The sequence below is a fragment of the Metabacillus mesotrionivorans genome, assembly GCF_052171315.1.
Classification (GTDB): domain Bacteria; phylum Bacillota; class Bacilli; order Bacillales; family Bacillaceae; genus Bacillus_P.
The window spans coordinates 1-14,981 of sequence record NZ_JBQMFF010000007.1; the positions used below are offsets into that span (position 1 = coordinate 1).

Sequence of the window (14,981 nt, forward strand, 5' to 3'; positions counted from 1 at the left end):
TTTTCCAGTAAACATTCTAACCAAATTAACCTACGATGTTACGAGTAAGGAGCTAGTTTCGTTCATGATAACTCGCTGCGCTTGCGGGGTCTCCAGCGCCCTCTTCATCCCGCAGGAGTCAAGTGCCTTCCGCTGCAGTCCACTAAATTTCTGATTGTATTTACTCAAAGCAGAGCTGTTCATAAAAAGAACCTTCATCATTCTCCCTATAATCCAAAGTAGTTTCTTCCCGCTAGTATCAAACAAGTTCCTGCTTCCATATATATAGAGAAAACGTCCATGAGGAGAATGCTCCATGCTCGAAGCGATTGATTGGAAAGCGGTCACTTTCGTTTGTGTAAGTCTTGCACATGAGATGGTTGTCCATCTTAACATGCCCCGGGTGTATTATTTTGAACAGGAAAAAAAAGAGCTGATAAAGCAGGCAAAATAAAAAGAGCAGGCTTTCCGCCTACTCTTCAAGTTTTCTGAGGAATTTTTTCGTCCGTTCTTCTTTTGGCGAGTTGAACAAGGCTACCGGTGTGCCCTGTTCGACAATGACTCCCCCGTCCATGAAAATCACTTCATCAGCTGCTTCTTTTGCAAATCTCATTTCATGCGTTACGACAACCATTGTCATTCCCTCAGAAGCGAGATCCTTCATTACTTTCAGTACTTCACCCACTAATTCCGGATCAAGCGCAGAGGTTGGTTCATCAAACAGCATCACCTTAGGTTCCATTGCAAGAGCTCTTGCAATGCCTACACGCTGCTGCTGGCCGCCTGAGAGCTGAAACGGATAGAAGTCCATTTTGTCTCCCAGGCCAACTTTCTCAAGCAGGACCTTCGCTTTTTTTTCCGCTGTTTCTTTGTCTGTTTTTTTAACAATCACTGGCCCTTCAATGACATTTTCCAGGGCAGTTTTATGAGGAAAAAGATTGTAGCTTTGAAAAACCATTCCTGTATTGCTTCTGAATTCTGTAATGGTTTTCTTAGGAACAGGCTTCGTAAAATCAAGTGTTTGCTGATCAAGCGTAATCCTGCCTTTATTCGGCATCTCAAGCACGTTCAAACACCGCAAAAACGTTGTTTTGCCCGAACCTGAAGGACCGATGACAACGACTACTTTCCCTTTTGGAATATCAAGATCGATTCCTTTTAAAACGTCCAGTTCACCAAAGCTCTTGTGCAGCTCTTTAATTGAAATCATGCGTATTCTCCTTTCTTATTTTGCAACATAGCGGTCCAGCTTTCCTTCAATCTGCTGCTGAACGACAGAAAGGATAAAACAGATGATCCAGTACAAGAGTCCTGCCATGGAATACATCAGCAGAAATTCGTAATTCGTTGAAGCAATTTCCTGAGCCTTTCTGAACATCTCTGTTACAAGAATTAATGAGGCAAGTGACGTATCTTTCACCAGACTGATGAACGTATTTGAAAGCGGCGGTATCGACACCCTCGCTGCCTGCGGCAGAACGATGCGTTTCAGTGTCTGGGAATAGCTCATTCCAATGGAGTATCCCGCCTCCCACTGGCCTTTCGGCGTTGACAGAATCGCCGCTCTCATAATTTCAGAAGCATAGGCACCGACATTCAAAGAAAAGCCGATAATTGCTGAGATGAACGGACTGATTGTCACCCCGATACTCGGCAGGCCGTAAAAGATAATGAACAGCTGGACAAGCAGCGGCGTGCCTCTGATAATGGAGACATAAAACCGTGCGATCCACTGCAGCGGCTTAACCGTTGAAATTCTCGCAAGAGCTGTCAGGACGGCTAAAACCAGCCCAACTGTAAACGTAATAAGCGTTAGGGGAAGGGTATAATACAAAGCTCCCTTCACCAAAGGGAGAAGGGAACTTTGTGCAATATTGGCCAAACGTTCTAAACGTTCAGGATCTGCAAAAATGTTATTCAGATACATCTTCGCCAAACCATTTCTCTGAAATCTTCTTGTACGTGCCGTCTTCTTTCATTTCAGCTAGTGCTTTATTGACTTCTTCCACTAATTTTCCGCTGTCTTTACGGAACATCAGACCGCTTTGTGCAGCATCCTTGCTTTCATCCACGATTTGAATCGGTGCGTTTTTGCGCTGATTCTGGAAATCGAGAACAGAAAGCTTATCATTGATGGTTGCATCAACTCGTTTGGAATTGATTAAATCGATTGCCTGTGTAAACCCTTCGACACCTACAAGCTCAGCTCCGTTTTCTTTCGCAATTTCACCGTAGTTGCTTGTAAGGGATTGAGCCGCTTTTTTGCCTTCAAGATCTTTAAATGACTTAATGTCTTTGTTGTCTTTATGAGTCACAAGTACAGCTGCAGATGAAATGTACGGATCAGAGAATGCATACTTCTCTTCGCGTTCAGGCTTAATGCCTACCTGGTTTGCAATCATGTCAAAACGCTTGGCATCAAGGCCTGCAAACATGGCATCCCACTGTGTTTCTTTAAATTCGGCTTTCACGCCAAGGCGTTTAGCAACCTCCTGTGCAATTTCCACATCGAAGCCTGTCAGTTTGTTGCTGTCATCATGAAACGTAAACGGCGGGTATGTACCCTCTGTACCAATCACAAGCACGCCTTCTTCTTTTACTTTATCGTAAAGTCCGGCGTCACCAGCCTGCTCTCCTCCGTTCTTTTTATCGCCGCCTGTTCCGCAGGCAGCTAAAATCAGCGCTGAGACTGATAAAAGTGCAATTAAGCTGAATAATTTCTTCATTGTTAAACCCCCAGTAACCTTATCGGATTTTATATTCATTACGTTAGAATATTACTCGGATTGCATATGGCTGTCAATCTATTTGTTTCCGCTTTTTTAGTGTAACCAGTTCTGGACTGCGTATGTTTTTATTCTGAGGGTATTTTAAAGTACACTAAAAGAAAAGAACTGGAGACTGATACGATGAACATTGCTTTATTCGGAGGAACCGGAAGAGTCGGCAGAGCTTTCTTAAAAACAGCTTTAGAAGAAAACCACCATGTGAGGATGCTTGCCCGTGATCCGCAGCAAGTTGAGGCTCATGTACAGGTCATTGCGGGAAATGCGAGAGAGCTTACAAGCATTGAAAAAACGTTGACAGGCTGTGACGCAGTAGTAAGCTGTCTTGGCACTGACGGCAATGATACTCTGACAGTTGCTGTGCCTCTGATCATTTCAGCTATGAAAAAAGAAGGCATAAACAGGATTATTACAATTGGAACAGCCGGAATTTTGCAGGCAAGAACGTCACCTGATCTGTACAGATTTCAGTCAGGCGAATCCCGCAGAACCCTCACCCGCGCAGCTAACGAACATTTAAATGCCTATTTATCCCTGAAAGAATCGGGGCTGGACTGGACTGTCGTGTGCCCGACCTATTTGCCGAATGGGGAATTGACAAAAACATTTAGAATGGAAGAAGATTTTCTGCCTGTGGAAGGAAAACAAATATCTGCAGAAGATACGGGGTATTTTGCCTATAAAGTGCTTGCGGAAGATCTTTATGTGAAAAAACGTGTTGGGATTGCTTACTGACAACATGAAACAACTTAAAAAGAGCGCCCGATGAGGACGCTCTTCTTTTTAACCTGCAAGGGAATTTTGTTTCCCCTGCTGCAGTTCATACATTTGATAATACTTTCCTTTTTGTTTCATAAGCTCGTCATGGCTGCCCCGCTCGGCAATCTCGCCGCGGTCGAGCACAAGAATCTGGTCTGCATTCTTAATCGTTGAAAGCCTGTGGGCGATGATAAAGGTTGTTCTTCCTTTTTTCAGCACCTCAAGCGCTTCCTGGATGACCGCTTCTGTTTCGGTATCTATACTCGCTGTTGCTTCGTCGAGAATCAGGATGGCGGGATCAAATGCAAGTGCTCTGGCAAATGAAATGAGCTGCCTTTGTCCGGAAGAAAGCGTGCTTCCTTTTTCAATAACCGGTTCATCGAATCCAAGCGGCAAATGTTTCAGGAGTTTGTCAGCACCTACATCAGTTAGTGCCTTTTCAACTTGCTCACGTGAAATCGCAGGGTTGTTCAGACTGACATTCGCGGCAATGGTTCCGGTAAACAGGAACGGGTCCTGAAGCACAATCCCCATATGCTCCCGCACAGTCTGGCGCGGCATCGACATGATGTCTTTTCCGTCTATCATGATTTTCCCTTCCTTGGAGTCGTAAAAGCGGAAGAGAAGATTCATTATCGAACTTTTTCCCGAACCGGTATGGCCGACAAGCGCAACCGTCTCGCCCTGTTTTGCCTGAAAGTCAATATTCTTCAGGACATATTCGCCTTCCTTATAGCCAAACGAGACATTTTCAAATGTAACATCGCCCTTGTAGCGCGGCTCTTTCTTTTCGCTGACATCGATCCCTTTTTCATCAAGCAGCGTAAAGACTCTCTCTGCTGAGACACGTGCTGTTTCAAGCTGGGCAAACTGATTGACAATGCCTGTAATCGGCTGAAAAAGCCGGTTAAGATAATCAACAAACGCATAGAGAACTCCGATTGATACCATGGAACCGACACCGATCGAGGCGCCCCCAAAATACCAGATCAGTGCAACAAAGGCACAGTTTCTCATAAATCCGACCATGTTGTGCGAAAGTAGAGAGTTCAGGCTCAAAAGCTTGTTCTGATAATGAAAATGGGAATCATTCATCTCTTCAAATTCAGCTCTAGTTTCTTCCTGTCTCCGGAAAGCCTGGATGATCGTCATCCCCTGGATGGATTCATTGATCATTCCGTTAATGTCACTGACGAGCGATCTGATCTTATGGTTGTAATCTGATGCATACTTTCTGTATACCACACTCCATACTGCAAGAATCGGAAGGATGACCATACAGATCAAGGCAAGTTTCACATCAAGCAGGAATAACGCAACAAAGATTCCTGTAATATAAATCGCACTTGTAAAGAACGTCGACAGAACCGCAACGAACAGCTCTCTGATCGCCTCTGTATCATTTGTAATCCTCGCTACGACTTTCCCTGCTGGGAGGTTGTCAAAATAGACAACCGGCAGTCTTTGAATATGGGCAAAAACATCCTGGCGCATTTTCTGTATAATCCTGTTGGATGTAACCTGGAGAAAATAACGCTGTCCGTAATGAAAGAAAGAGGCAAAAACAAGCAGGCCGAAATAAATAAAAATTAACGTCAGCAGCCCCCCGATTTCAGGTTCATAAAAAGCAAACAGCTCTTTAGAAGACAGCTTCGTTCCCTGATACGACTCGGACTGCTCTCCCATTGCAATGGTGACTGTATTTCCGTCAGCATTGCGCTCTCCGTCAAACTGAAGCTCACCTGGGATAAAATAATAATCCCGCTGCACTTGGAGGATGTGCACTTCTTTCCCTTTTTCCTCACCGGACTCAAAATAATCTTCCCGTTTGTAAAAGGAGCCATTATAGGCAGCCGTCTGCTCCCCTTTTTCTGTTTCATACCATGTTTTTTCGATGCCCAGAATATGGTCATCAATCATTTTCTTGGCGATGAAAGGACCGGTCAGCTCTGCACCTACGGCAACCGTAAGCATCAGGAGAGCTGCGATCAGCGTTTTTTTATAAAGGGCTGCATAGCGGAATAATCGTTTTCCTGTGCTCATGCTCCCACCCCGCCTTCGTTTTCAGCTTCAATCTGCTGGCGTTCGAATTGCTCCTTGTACCAGCCGTTTTTGGCAAGCAGAGCTTCGTGCCTGCCTTCCTCGATGATTTTCCCTTCATCAAGGACGATAATCCAGTCTGCATGCTCAACCGCAGAAAGACGGTGCGTTGTAATAAACGTAGTTTTTCCGGCACGCTCGCTGCGGATATTCGAAATAATGGCCGTTTCCGTTTTTGCATCTACAGCTGACAGCGAATCATCCAGAATTAGTATTTCAGGATCTATCAGAAGAGCACGTGCAATGGAAATCCGCTGCTTTTGGCCTCCTGACAATGCGACTCCCTTTTCTCCGACGAGTGTGTTAAGGCCCTCTGGAAGCATCTCAAGATCTTTTCTGAAAAATGCAAGATCAATGGCCTTATTCAGTTCTTCATCAGATCCGTCTTTTTTCCCGAAGAGTATATTTTCTCTTACCGTTCTTGAAAAAAGGACATGATCCTGCGGGACATACCCGATAAACCGCTGCAGCGTTTCAAGAGGGATTTTTTCAATTGGAACACCGGATATCAAAATCTCGCCGCTTCCTGCAGGATATTGTCTCAAAAGCTGTTTGACAATCGTTGTTTTTCCGCTGCCGGTTTTGCCGACAATCCCGATTGTTTCTCCCCGCTTGACCGAGAAGCTGACGGCGTTTAAATTCCCCACGTTTGAAGATGGGTACCGGAATGTCACATTTTTGAATTCAATGGATTTAGGCGAACTTACCTGCACCTGCTGATCGGCATTTTTCACATCCGGCTCATAGGAAAGAGTGTCATTGATTCTGTCCAGAGAGGCATTGCCGCGCTGCATAATATTGATCAGCTCGCCAATCGCAAACATCGGCCAGATCATCATGCCAAGGTAAACGTTAAAGGAAACAAGTTCTCCAAGGGTAATTTCATTATGGAAAACAAGATACGCTCCGTATCCGAGACCAATTAAGTAGCTGATGCCGACAAGCAGCTTAATCGTCGGTTCAAACAAGGCATCAATTTTGGCTACATGAACATTCTTTTTATAAACATCATCAGTCAGTTCGTTGAATCTGTTCACGTCAGCCTGTTCCTGAACATACGCGCGGATTACCCTGACTCCTGATACTGATTCCAGCACCTGATCGTTCATTTCGCCAAATGCATCTTGAGCAGCCGTGAACCGCGTATGAATCTTCTTCCCGTAGATCCCCATGGCGATTGCCATGATCGGCAGTGGAAGAATGGCCGCAAACGTAAGCTTCCAGCTGATGAGAATCCCCATTGTTAAAAGAATCGTCAGCATGAACATGCTTGAATCAACCAGTGTCAGGATCCCAAAACCGGCTGTAGTCGATATCGCTTTTAAATCGTTTGTCGCACGGGCCATTAAGTCACCCGTTCTGTTTTTTTCATAAAAACGCGGAGTCATGACCAAAAACTGGCCCATGAGCTTGGATCTTAAAATCCTCTCAGCGAGATGAGCTCCGCCAAATAAACTGTACATCCAGAAGTATGATAAAAAATAGACAAGTACACCAAGACCGATAAATAATACAATGTACTCCACAAGCAAATTGCTCGTAAAATTCCCTGTCTGAATATCATCAATCGCGTTCCCGAGCAGCTTTGGAGGAATAATCTCCAGAACATTTACAACGAGAAGCAGAATAATCGCTGCTGTATAGCGCTTCCAGTATTTCTTAAAAAACCATCCTAATTTCACTAAAACTGCAAACATGCTTTCATCTCCCTTAAAACTTCCTTTTAAGTAACTAGCCGCTTTCCGGATCGCCTTTCTTCACGCGTTTTTCAGCTTTGCTTACCCAAACATTCATTTCATTTCCTCCTTCTTTTGTTTTAAAAATATAAAAAAGGCACATCTCCGTCAGAGATCTGCCTTTTTACACAAACATAAAAAGGCACATGAGTATACAGTGCAGCATACCCCGTGCCTTTTGCTTACAAGTATTTAGAGCAAAAACTCTAAATAGCCGGAAGGCAAGGCGGGGCTGCATAAAAACGGTTTTTGCGATCGAACGGACGTGCAATGAACTTTTTCATGTTGTACCCCTCCTTTACCATTTTTTTGATTTTATTCCTAAAATAGATTACCATTCGTTTCATTATTTTGTCAATTAAGATTTTTCGCTATTTTTCTCATTTTTATAAAGACAGGTTTCAACATCTTAAAAACAAGGTAAAGAACACTATCAAACGACATAGGAAAATCAAAGGAGGAACATGATGAGCCAGTTAGTATCCACAAGTCTTTGTACTCAGAATCCATTCAGAATGGACCAGCTGATCAGTTTGAATCAGCTTGCCAAAAATTATAGCGGGAAGGTGTACTTCATAGCTGGAAGACGAAACATTGTGGATGTTTCAAAACTTCCTTCTTTGATAACGTTCTCTCTTATGACGTCAAGCTCAAAGCAAATAAAAGTTTTAATTGACGGTGAAAATCCAGGCGAGCTACTTGCTGAGATGGATGACATCTGCTCAACAGAATCACGCTTTACATCAAGCTTTCTGCATACAGCTGAAAAAGTAAAGGTATAAAGCTCCAGGGTTTTTACAAAAGATAATGTCAGGACACCCTGTTTTTAATCCACCACAGAAAAGGAGACCGCTGCTATGATCAGAACTATTTTAATCGTAATTGGAGCAATCGTCGTAATCGGCTGGCTGCTTAACGTTATCCTATAAAAACCAATAAGGGAGAGGAACCTTATGTCTGAGCACAAACAAGTAAATGTTGAACGAAAAGAAGAGCACAAGACAAATAACAGCCTTCTTGGCGCCACTTTTATCAAATACACAGCATATCTTGTAATTTTCTTCGGAATTATATGGTTTTTAATTACTTATATTATGCCAATGTTTTAGGATAAAGAGTTTTAAAACCGCGTTCGTACTTGGATGCGGTTTTTTGTTGTGTTTTGTTTTGTGTTGGTGGTGATGGGAGCTGGTGCCGTCAAGCTTCCGGTTTGCGGGTTTGATGGTTCTATTCCACCCGTTCGGAACCACCAGACTTCTGGTTTATGCTTTTGATGGATCTATTCTGCTTGTTTAGTGCCATCAAGCTTCTGATTTCCGATGTTGATGGTTCTATTCTGCTCGTTCGGAACCATCAAACTTCTGCTTACCCTTTTTGATGGTTCTTTTCTGCCTGTTTGGAACCATCAAACTTCTGCTTACCCTTTTTGATGGTTCTTTTCTGCTCGTTCGGAACCACCAAGCTTCTGCTTTCCCGTTTTGATGGTTCTATTCCACCCGTTTGGATTCACCAATCTTCAGGTTCATGCTTTTGATGGTCCTATTCCCCCGTCCAAAAAACACCCGATCGCAAGCCAGCCATTCCAACCGAAATCCGCATAAAAAACCGAACAGGAGTCTCCCTGTTCGGTCTAAAATTAACCGCCCCCGCTGTCTGCCGGAGGTGCAGCAGGCTCTTCAGGCTCGGCTGGCGGTTCCTCAGGTTCTGCCGGCTCAGCTGGCTCTTCGGGTGCTGCCGGTTCCTCAGCTGGCGGCTCGGCTGGCTTTTCTTTTTCTTTTTTCTTCTCTTCTTCTTTTCTTCGTTCCTCTTCTGCTTTCCGTGCTTCTTCTTCAGCTTTCCGCGCCTCTTCTTCTGCCCGTTTAGCTTCTTCTGCTGCTTTTTTTGCTTCCTCATCCTGGCGCTGTTTCTCGTCTGCTTTTCTCTTTTCTTCATCGGCTTTTGCTTTTTCTTCCTGCTTCAGCCGTTTCTGTTCTTCTTTTCTTGCTTTGGCATCTTGTTCTGCCTTTTTGTCAGCTTCTTTATTTCTTTCTTCAGCCCGTTTCTTTTCTTTTTCCTCTCCGCCTGTCTCTTTTTTCTTCACGGGCTTCTTTTCTTCTTTCTTAACCTGCGCAAGTTTAAAGTCTTCAGGCTTTTCGTTTTTCAGTGCTGCATCCATTATGACTTTATAGAGCGGTGCAGCTGTTGCACTGCTGGATGTTTTCAGGTAATGATTTTCATCTGTCTGATCGTAGCCGAGCCACAGCGCACCGACTACGTTCGGTGTAAATCCGACAACCCACTGGTCCTTTGTCCCGTCGATGCCGTCAATGCCAAGCTGGGTGGAACCTGTTTTCGCCGCAAGCTCATGCTTTTCGAGAGCGGCTTTTTTTCCGGTTCCTTCTTTGACAACCCCAAGCATCATGTGTGTCATCGTTTGGGCTACTTCTTTAGTCGTTACTTCTGTTTCTTTCTTTTTCCATTCCGCAATGGTGTTGCCCTGCACATCAACAATTTTCGTGATCGCATGAGCTTCTACGCGCGTGCCGTCATTTGGAAAAGCGGAATAGGCTTCGGCCATGTTAAGCGGTGCAACACCCTCATCAAGTCCTCCAAGTGCAAGACTCAGGTTGCGGTCATTCTCTGTAATCGGCAGGCCGAAACGCTCTGTCGCATCTACGCCTTTTGCAACGCCAATCTCATTTAGCGTCCAGACAGCCGGCACATTATGAGATTTCACCAAAGCTTCATACATCGTAACCTCGCCGTGATAGGAACCATCAAAGTTCTCTGGCTTATAACCGTCAATGTCAAGAGGCTTATCCTCAAGCTTGGAGTTTACAGTCATCCCGTTTTCAAGAGCCGGCGTGTAAACCGAAATCGGCTTCATCGTAGAACCAGGCTGTCTTTTCAGCTGTGTAGCCCTGTTGAATTGCCTGAATGAGTGTTCTCCGCGGCCGCCGATCAGTGCCTGGACTCCGCCTGTTTTAGGGTTCAGGAGAACGGCACCGCTTTGCACCAGCTGATCTCCGCCCAGGTCAGGGAAATTCGCATCGTCTTTAAACACGTTTTCGATTGATGACTGCATGTCCTGGCGCAGTTCTGTATGGATTTCAAACCCGCCGGCAAGGATTTCATTCTGCGTTAATCCGTATTTTTTGATCGCTTCTTCAATCACGTGATCCACGTAGGAAGGATAGCGGCCTTTGTATTGATCCAGTTCTTTTCTTTCAAGAACGACTTTTTCATTTTTCGCTTCGTTCATTTCTGCTTCAGTAATCACGTTTTCTTCTTTCATCAGTTTCAGAACAACGTCTCTCCGGTCTAGAGACTTTTCCATATTCTTGACTGGTGAATAATTCGTCGGGGCTTTAATCAGGCCGACAAGAATCGCTGATTCGTTCAGGGTCAGATCTGCAGGCTCTTTTCCAAAATATACTTTTGAAGCCCGCTTAAGTCCCCAGGCACCCTCTCCGAAATAAACTTTGTTTACGTAAAGTTCCAGTATTTCTTCTTTTGAATATTCATCTTCAATCTTCTGAGAGATAAAATACTCATCAAATTTCCGTTTAAATGTCTGATCGTGAGTAAGCAGGGTATTTTTGGCAAGCTGCTGTGTCAGCGTGCTTCCTCCCTCTACAACTCCTCCCGCCAGCACATTCTTGAATGCAGCACGGACAATTCCGATATAGTCGATCCCATTATGCTTGTAGAAATTCTGGTCCTCTGTTGCCTGAAGCGCCTCATAAAAGTGTTCGGGCACATCTTCATACTTGACCCATTCCTGTTTGGAGCTTGAGATCTTGCTTGCGATTTCTCCGTTCTGATCATAAATAATTGTCGGGGCGTTTGCTCGTTCTTCTAATTTGCTCACATCCTGCGATGCAATAACTGAGTTGTGCACCATAAAGACAAGGATGACTGAAAGCAGCACGAAGATGAGCAGTTTCATGAACACACCCTTAATGGAAAATAGTGACTTAAACATGGATAACCCCCTGATATAGAAAAATAAATCCTATCTCTTATTACCCCAATTACAACAGGTGTACGCCTATTAATAAAAATATGTGTCCGCCTCAGCTAAATTTCTGACAGATGAACGTTTTCCCAAGGAAATATCAGGGTATTTACAAAGAAACCAAATCATCTGCCAAAAGAAAGGAATGAATGAACTTGGATACATTTCACCACATTGTTGTAGCTTATGACGGACAGGATGAAAGTTCAGCAGCTCTTGTTAAAGGAATTCAGCTGAGCAAGCAGCTTGGCACTCGATTAACCGTTGTTCACGTCTATCAGGCAGAGCACGCCATGAATACAGGAGGCGTAAGGCCCGCTATTCCGAGTGCTCCTGCAAACGGTTACCTGACTGATAACCTTCAGAACTATCCGGTGGCGCCTGATGCGGCACGGCAGTTTGATGATCAGCCGAAGAATGAATACTTCGACCATTCTGATGAAGTCACGTCGAGGATCCGAATGAAGCTTGATGAGAACCAGGCAACTGGAGACGTTGAGATTCTGTCAGGCTCCCCTGCAGATGCCATCCTTGCATTTGCTGATGAACATGCAGCCGATCTCATCATTATGGGCAACAGTGATTCAGGAGGCCTTAAAAAACTGCTTTTCGGCGGAGTTAGCGATAAAGTGCATCATCAGTCGAATATTTCAGTGCTGATTGCAAAATAAATGTGATAACGGGTGCTTTTTAGAGCATCCGTTTTTTTGAGTGCTACTCAAAAACCCCTGACACAAACAAAGTTTCAGGGGTTTTTTCGTTCCTTCCAGACTCCAGTTCCTTTTACTTTTATCACCAGTTGACATAGATCAATAGACTGATATAATACTTTTATGCACAAAAGCATAAAAGCGTTTAAGTATAAAAGGAAGGAATTTCAATTTATGAATCAATCAAAATCACTCTCATTCACTGGTTCAGTGATTCTATTTTTATCGATGATCGGCATTATTTTCATCAGTTTATTTTACTTAAAAACAGAACCGCATCTTCCGCTGATGCTTTGCCTTGTTTTTCTCAGCGGCGCTGCAGTCCTATATAAGTACTCCTGGAAGGATATTGAGGACGGAATTGTAAAAGGCATTCAATCCGGTGTTCAGCCGATCATTATTCTGGCTCTTATCGGAATCCTTATTGGAGCCTGGATGTTCAGCGGTACGATACCGACTGTTATGATAGCTGCTTTGTCCATCATAGATCCGGCGTACCTTCTGATTTTGACTCTTATATGCTGCACCATTATTTCAAGCCTTGTGGGCAGCAGTTTTACAACGGTCAGCACAGTCGGAGTTGCTCTTATGGGAGTGGCGATTGCTGCAGGAGTTCCTGTTGAATGGGCTGCAGGGGCTGTTATTTGCGGAGCATGCTTCGGTGATAAAATGTCGCCGATGTCAGATACGACGAACTTTGCCTCCGGTGTGGCCGAGGTCAATATTTTCACACATATCCGCCATATGTCAAAGACAACAATTCCAGCTTATGCGATAACAGCTGTTCTTTTCTGGTATATGGGGACAACACTTGCGGCTGACGCAGCGACACTTGATAACATCAAAGAAATTATGACGATCATGAAGGAGCACGTAACAATCAGTCCATGGACTTTGATCTCTCCTCTGATTGTGATTGGTCTTGCCATTTCCAGGGTACCTGTTATTCCTGCTCTTGCTGCAGGCATAGCAACTGCCGGCATCACAGGTCTCCTCATTCAGGACGGGACAAATCTTTCCGGTCTCTTAGCTGTTCTGCAAAATGGAACAGTGTTTGATATTCAGCAGGAAACCGTCCGGCAAATGCTGAACCGCGGCGGGCTTCAATCTATGATGTGGTCCATTTCGCTGATCATGATCGCCTTTGCTTTAGGCGGATTGATGGATAAAATGCAGCTGATTCAGACTTTATTAAACGGATTGATTGAGAGAATCAAAGTCAAAGGGCAGCTGATCCTTGCAACCATTTCTTCTTCAATCGGAGTTAATCTCGTAACGGGAGAACAGTATTTGTCCATACTCATACCAGGTCAGTCGTTTAAACCGGCCTATGAAAAACTGAACGTTGAAAAGAAATATTTATCAAGATCCCTTGAAGATGCCGGAACACTGATCAATCCCCTTATTCCCTGGGGAGTAAGCGGGGCCTTTTTCGCGCAGACACTTGGTGTCGACGTCATTTCGTATCTGCCATTTGCGTTCTTTCTCTATTTGTCTCCATTGTTTTCTATCCTGTTTGGATTCCTTCCTGCCCGGAAACATACAGTCTAGCAGAAAATCCCGCCTTACCCAGGCGGGATTTTTATTATCTCTCGACCACTTTCGTTTCAATTGCAATCAGTTCATCAAACAGCTTTTGAAGCTTTCTTGTGACAGGTCCGGGTATTCCTTCTCCAATTTTTCTTTCATCAACCTTTATTACAGGAATCACTTCACTGGTCGTAGAGGTGATAAAAGCTTCATCGAGAGAGGCAAGACCGTCTGTGTTCAGTCTTTCTTCCAGAAACTCAATTCCGTTCTGTCTGCAAAGCTCCTCTACTTTCATTCTCGTAACACCATTCAGAATCAGGTTATTCGCAGGATGGGTAAACACACTTCCATTTTTCACCCCGTAGAAATTAGAGGATGACCCCTCCGTAATCATGCCGCTTCGGTGAAGCAGCGCTTCATAAGCCCCGCGGTCATGTGCCTCCTGTTTCGCAAGGACATTTCCGAGAAGATTCAAGCTTTTGATATCGCATCTGAGCCAGCGCACGTCTTCAAGCAGACAGAGAGAAATTCCTTCCTCCTGCTCTTTTACGGGTTTTGAGCATGGAATCGGATAGGCCGTTAATTCAGGAACCGTATCCTTGCCAGGAAACAGATGCTTTCTAGCGGCAGCTCCTCTTGTTACCTGCATATAAACACCGCCGTCTTCTGTCTTATTCAGGCGGAGAAGTTCTTCAAGCTGATTCGTCAGCTCCTCTATCGTATATGGAAGGGCGATTTTAATTTCTTTTCCGCTTCGAATGAACCGCTCCATATGCTCCTTCATCGCAAAATATGCTCCATCATACACTCTGATGACCTCGTAGACCCCGTCACCGAACTGATGGCCCCTGTCTTCAAGATCAATCGAAACTTCATCTCGCTTCCTATACTCACCGTTAACAAGTATGTACATGATAAATCTCCTTTTTTAAGACTTAGTGTAAGCTGCCCTTAAACCTATGGTATGATGAAACACGCTGAACTGTAAAATGGTTTTCTATTTTTCTTTCGACATTTTCATAGATTTCAGTTGAAATTTCACCCCGTGTCATTTATGATGAGAATATCAAATGACACAACATATTGATTATTCACTTAAATTAAAATACTACATATTGAAATTAACAGCAAATCAAGGTGCCAACATGTTGGCTTAAAAGGGAATCCGGTGCAAATCCGGAACTGTCCCCGCAACTGTAAGTGTGACGAACTGGGAATACCACTGTACGAGAGAAATGTATGGGAAGGACTCAGCGCAGAGTGATCACAAGTCAGGAGACCTGCCTTAGATTTGCAGAAGTTTCGAATTCTTCGGGGACTGAGGAGATGAAACGATGGCCAGTAACAGGGATGCGTGCACCCTCTTATTCTATCGTTTGATCCG

General features: G+C 44.2%; 12 protein-coding genes and 1 riboswitch. Of the genes, 5 read left to right on the plus strand and 7 right to left on the minus strand.

The window, feature by feature from the left end:
• Positions 1-295 precede the first annotated feature (295 nt).
• Entirely contained in the window at positions 296-433 is a 138-nt protein-coding gene (locus tag ACTSEZ_RS16615; RefSeq protein ID WP_369735389.1) for a hypothetical protein, read from the plus strand.
• An 18-nt stretch (positions 434-451) separates the two neighbouring features.
• Here ACTSEZ_RS16615 and ACTSEZ_RS16620 read toward each other — a convergent pair whose 3' ends face one another.
• The 3 genes from ACTSEZ_RS16620 to ACTSEZ_RS16630 are packed head-to-tail and all read right to left on the minus strand — an operon-like array spanning position 452 to position 2,705.
• On the minus strand, positions 452-1,189 hold the full coding sequence (locus ACTSEZ_RS16620; RefSeq protein ID WP_369735390.1) for an amino acid ABC transporter ATP-binding protein: 738 nt from the start codon (positions 1,187-1,189) through the stop codon (positions 452-454).
• A gap of 15 nt (positions 1,190-1,204) precedes the next feature.
• On the minus strand, positions 1,205-1,906 hold the full coding sequence (locus tag ACTSEZ_RS16625; RefSeq protein WP_369735582.1) for an amino acid ABC transporter permease: 702 nt from the start codon (positions 1,904-1,906) through the stop codon (positions 1,205-1,207).
• The gene (locus ACTSEZ_RS16630) at positions 1,893-2,705 is read right to left on the minus strand and encodes an amino acid ABC transporter substrate-binding protein (RefSeq protein WP_369735392.1); all 813 of its coding nucleotides are present in this window, start codon (positions 2,703-2,705) and stop codon (positions 1,893-1,895) included. Before ACTSEZ_RS16630 ends, ACTSEZ_RS16625 begins: the two co-directional genes overlap by 14 nt.
• Before the next feature lie 183 nt (positions 2,706-2,888).
• Between ACTSEZ_RS16630 and ACTSEZ_RS16635 the strand changes: the two genes are divergently transcribed.
• The gene (locus ACTSEZ_RS16635; RefSeq protein ID WP_369735394.1) at positions 2,889-3,500 is read left to right on the plus strand and encodes an NAD(P)-dependent oxidoreductase; all 612 of its coding nucleotides are present in this window, start codon (positions 2,889-2,891) and stop codon (positions 3,498-3,500) included.
• A 48-nt stretch (positions 3,501-3,548) separates the two neighbouring features.
• On the opposite strand, the gene ACTSEZ_RS16640 is transcribed toward ACTSEZ_RS16635, so the two are convergent.
• Positions 3,549-5,567: an ABC transporter ATP-binding protein gene (locus ACTSEZ_RS16640; protein ID WP_369735395.1), complete on the minus strand. Its 2,019-nt coding sequence runs from the start codon at positions 5,565-5,567 to the stop codon at positions 3,549-3,551.
• Positions 5,564-7,321: a multidrug ABC transporter ATP-binding protein BmrC gene (gene bmrC, locus ACTSEZ_RS16645; protein WP_369735396.1), complete on the minus strand. Its 1,758-nt coding sequence runs from the start codon at positions 7,319-7,321 to the stop codon at positions 5,564-5,566. Before bmrC ends, ACTSEZ_RS16640 begins: the two co-directional genes overlap by 4 nt.
• 506 nt (positions 7,322-7,827) lie before the next feature.
• Here bmrC and ACTSEZ_RS16650 point away from each other — a divergent pair.
• Positions 7,828-8,142 (plus strand): hypothetical protein, encoded by a 315-nt coding sequence (locus tag ACTSEZ_RS16650; RefSeq protein ID WP_369735398.1) that lies wholly within the window; start codon positions 7,828-7,830, stop codon positions 8,140-8,142.
• Between the two features lie 854 nt (positions 8,143-8,996).
• Here ACTSEZ_RS16650 and ACTSEZ_RS16655 read toward each other — a convergent pair.
• Positions 8,997-11,324: a transglycosylase domain-containing protein gene (locus ACTSEZ_RS16655; protein WP_369735399.1), complete on the minus strand. Its 2,328-nt coding sequence runs from the start codon at positions 11,322-11,324 to the stop codon at positions 8,997-8,999.
• A gap of 188 nt (positions 11,325-11,512) precedes the next feature.
• On the opposite strand from ACTSEZ_RS16655, the gene ACTSEZ_RS16660 reads away from it, so the two are divergent.
• Both ACTSEZ_RS16660 and nhaC read left to right on the plus strand, forming a co-directional pair.
• A complete protein-coding gene (locus ACTSEZ_RS16660) occupies positions 11,513-12,028 on the plus strand; it encodes a universal stress protein (protein WP_369735401.1) in 516 nt (171 codons plus the stop codon).
• A 213-nt stretch (positions 12,029-12,241) separates the two neighbouring features.
• Positions 12,242-13,618 (plus strand): Na+/H+ antiporter NhaC, encoded by a 1,377-nt coding sequence (nhaC, locus tag ACTSEZ_RS16665; RefSeq protein WP_369735402.1) that lies wholly within the window; start codon positions 12,242-12,244, stop codon positions 13,616-13,618.
• Positions 13,619-13,652: 34 nt separating this feature from the next.
• Here the strand turns inward: nhaC and dat are convergent, their stop codons facing one another.
• A complete protein-coding gene (gene dat / locus ACTSEZ_RS16670; RefSeq protein WP_369735403.1) occupies positions 13,653-14,510 on the minus strand; it encodes a D-amino-acid transaminase in 858 nt (285 codons plus the stop codon).
• 206 nt (positions 14,511-14,716) lie between these two features.
• Positions 14,717-14,899: riboswitch (cobalamin riboswitch) on the plus strand.
• Positions 14,900-14,981: the final 82 nt, after the last annotated feature.

Coding starts and splice junctions, on each gene's coding strand:
- ACTSEZ_RS16625 (WP_369735582.1), bottom strand. CDS start 1,906: ATGTATCTGAATAACATTTTTGCAGATCCTGAACGTTTAGAACGTTTG.
- ACTSEZ_RS16630 (WP_369735392.1), bottom strand. CDS start 2,705: ATGAAGAAATTATTCAGCTTAATTGCACTTTTATCAGTCTCAGCGCTG.
- ACTSEZ_RS16650 (WP_369735398.1), top strand. CDS start 7,828: ATGAGCCAGTTAGTATCCACAAGTCTTTGTACTCAGAATCCATTCAGA.
- ACTSEZ_RS16640 (WP_369735395.1), bottom strand. CDS start 5,567: ATGAGCACAGGAAAACGATTATTCCGCTATGCAGCCCTTTATAAAAAA.
- ACTSEZ_RS16655 (WP_369735399.1), bottom strand. CDS start 11,324: ATGTTTAAGTCACTATTTTCCATTAAGGGTGTGTTCATGAAACTGCTC.
- ACTSEZ_RS16635 (WP_369735394.1), top strand. CDS start 2,889: ATGAACATTGCTTTATTCGGAGGAACCGGAAGAGTCGGCAGAGCTTTC.
- ACTSEZ_RS16620 (WP_369735390.1), bottom strand. CDS start 1,189: ATGATTTCAATTAAAGAGCTGCACAAGAGCTTTGGTGAACTGGACGTT.
- ACTSEZ_RS16615 (WP_369735389.1), top strand. CDS start 296: ATGCTCGAAGCGATTGATTGGAAAGCGGTCACTTTCGTTTGTGTAAGT.
- nhaC (WP_369735402.1), top strand. CDS start 12,242: ATGAATCAATCAAAATCACTCTCATTCACTGGTTCAGTGATTCTATTT.
- bmrC (WP_369735396.1), bottom strand. CDS start 7,321: ATGTTTGCAGTTTTAGTGAAATTAGGATGGTTTTTTAAGAAATACTGG.
- dat (WP_369735403.1), bottom strand. CDS start 14,510: ATGTACATACTTGTTAACGGTGAGTATAGGAAGCGAGATGAAGTTTCG.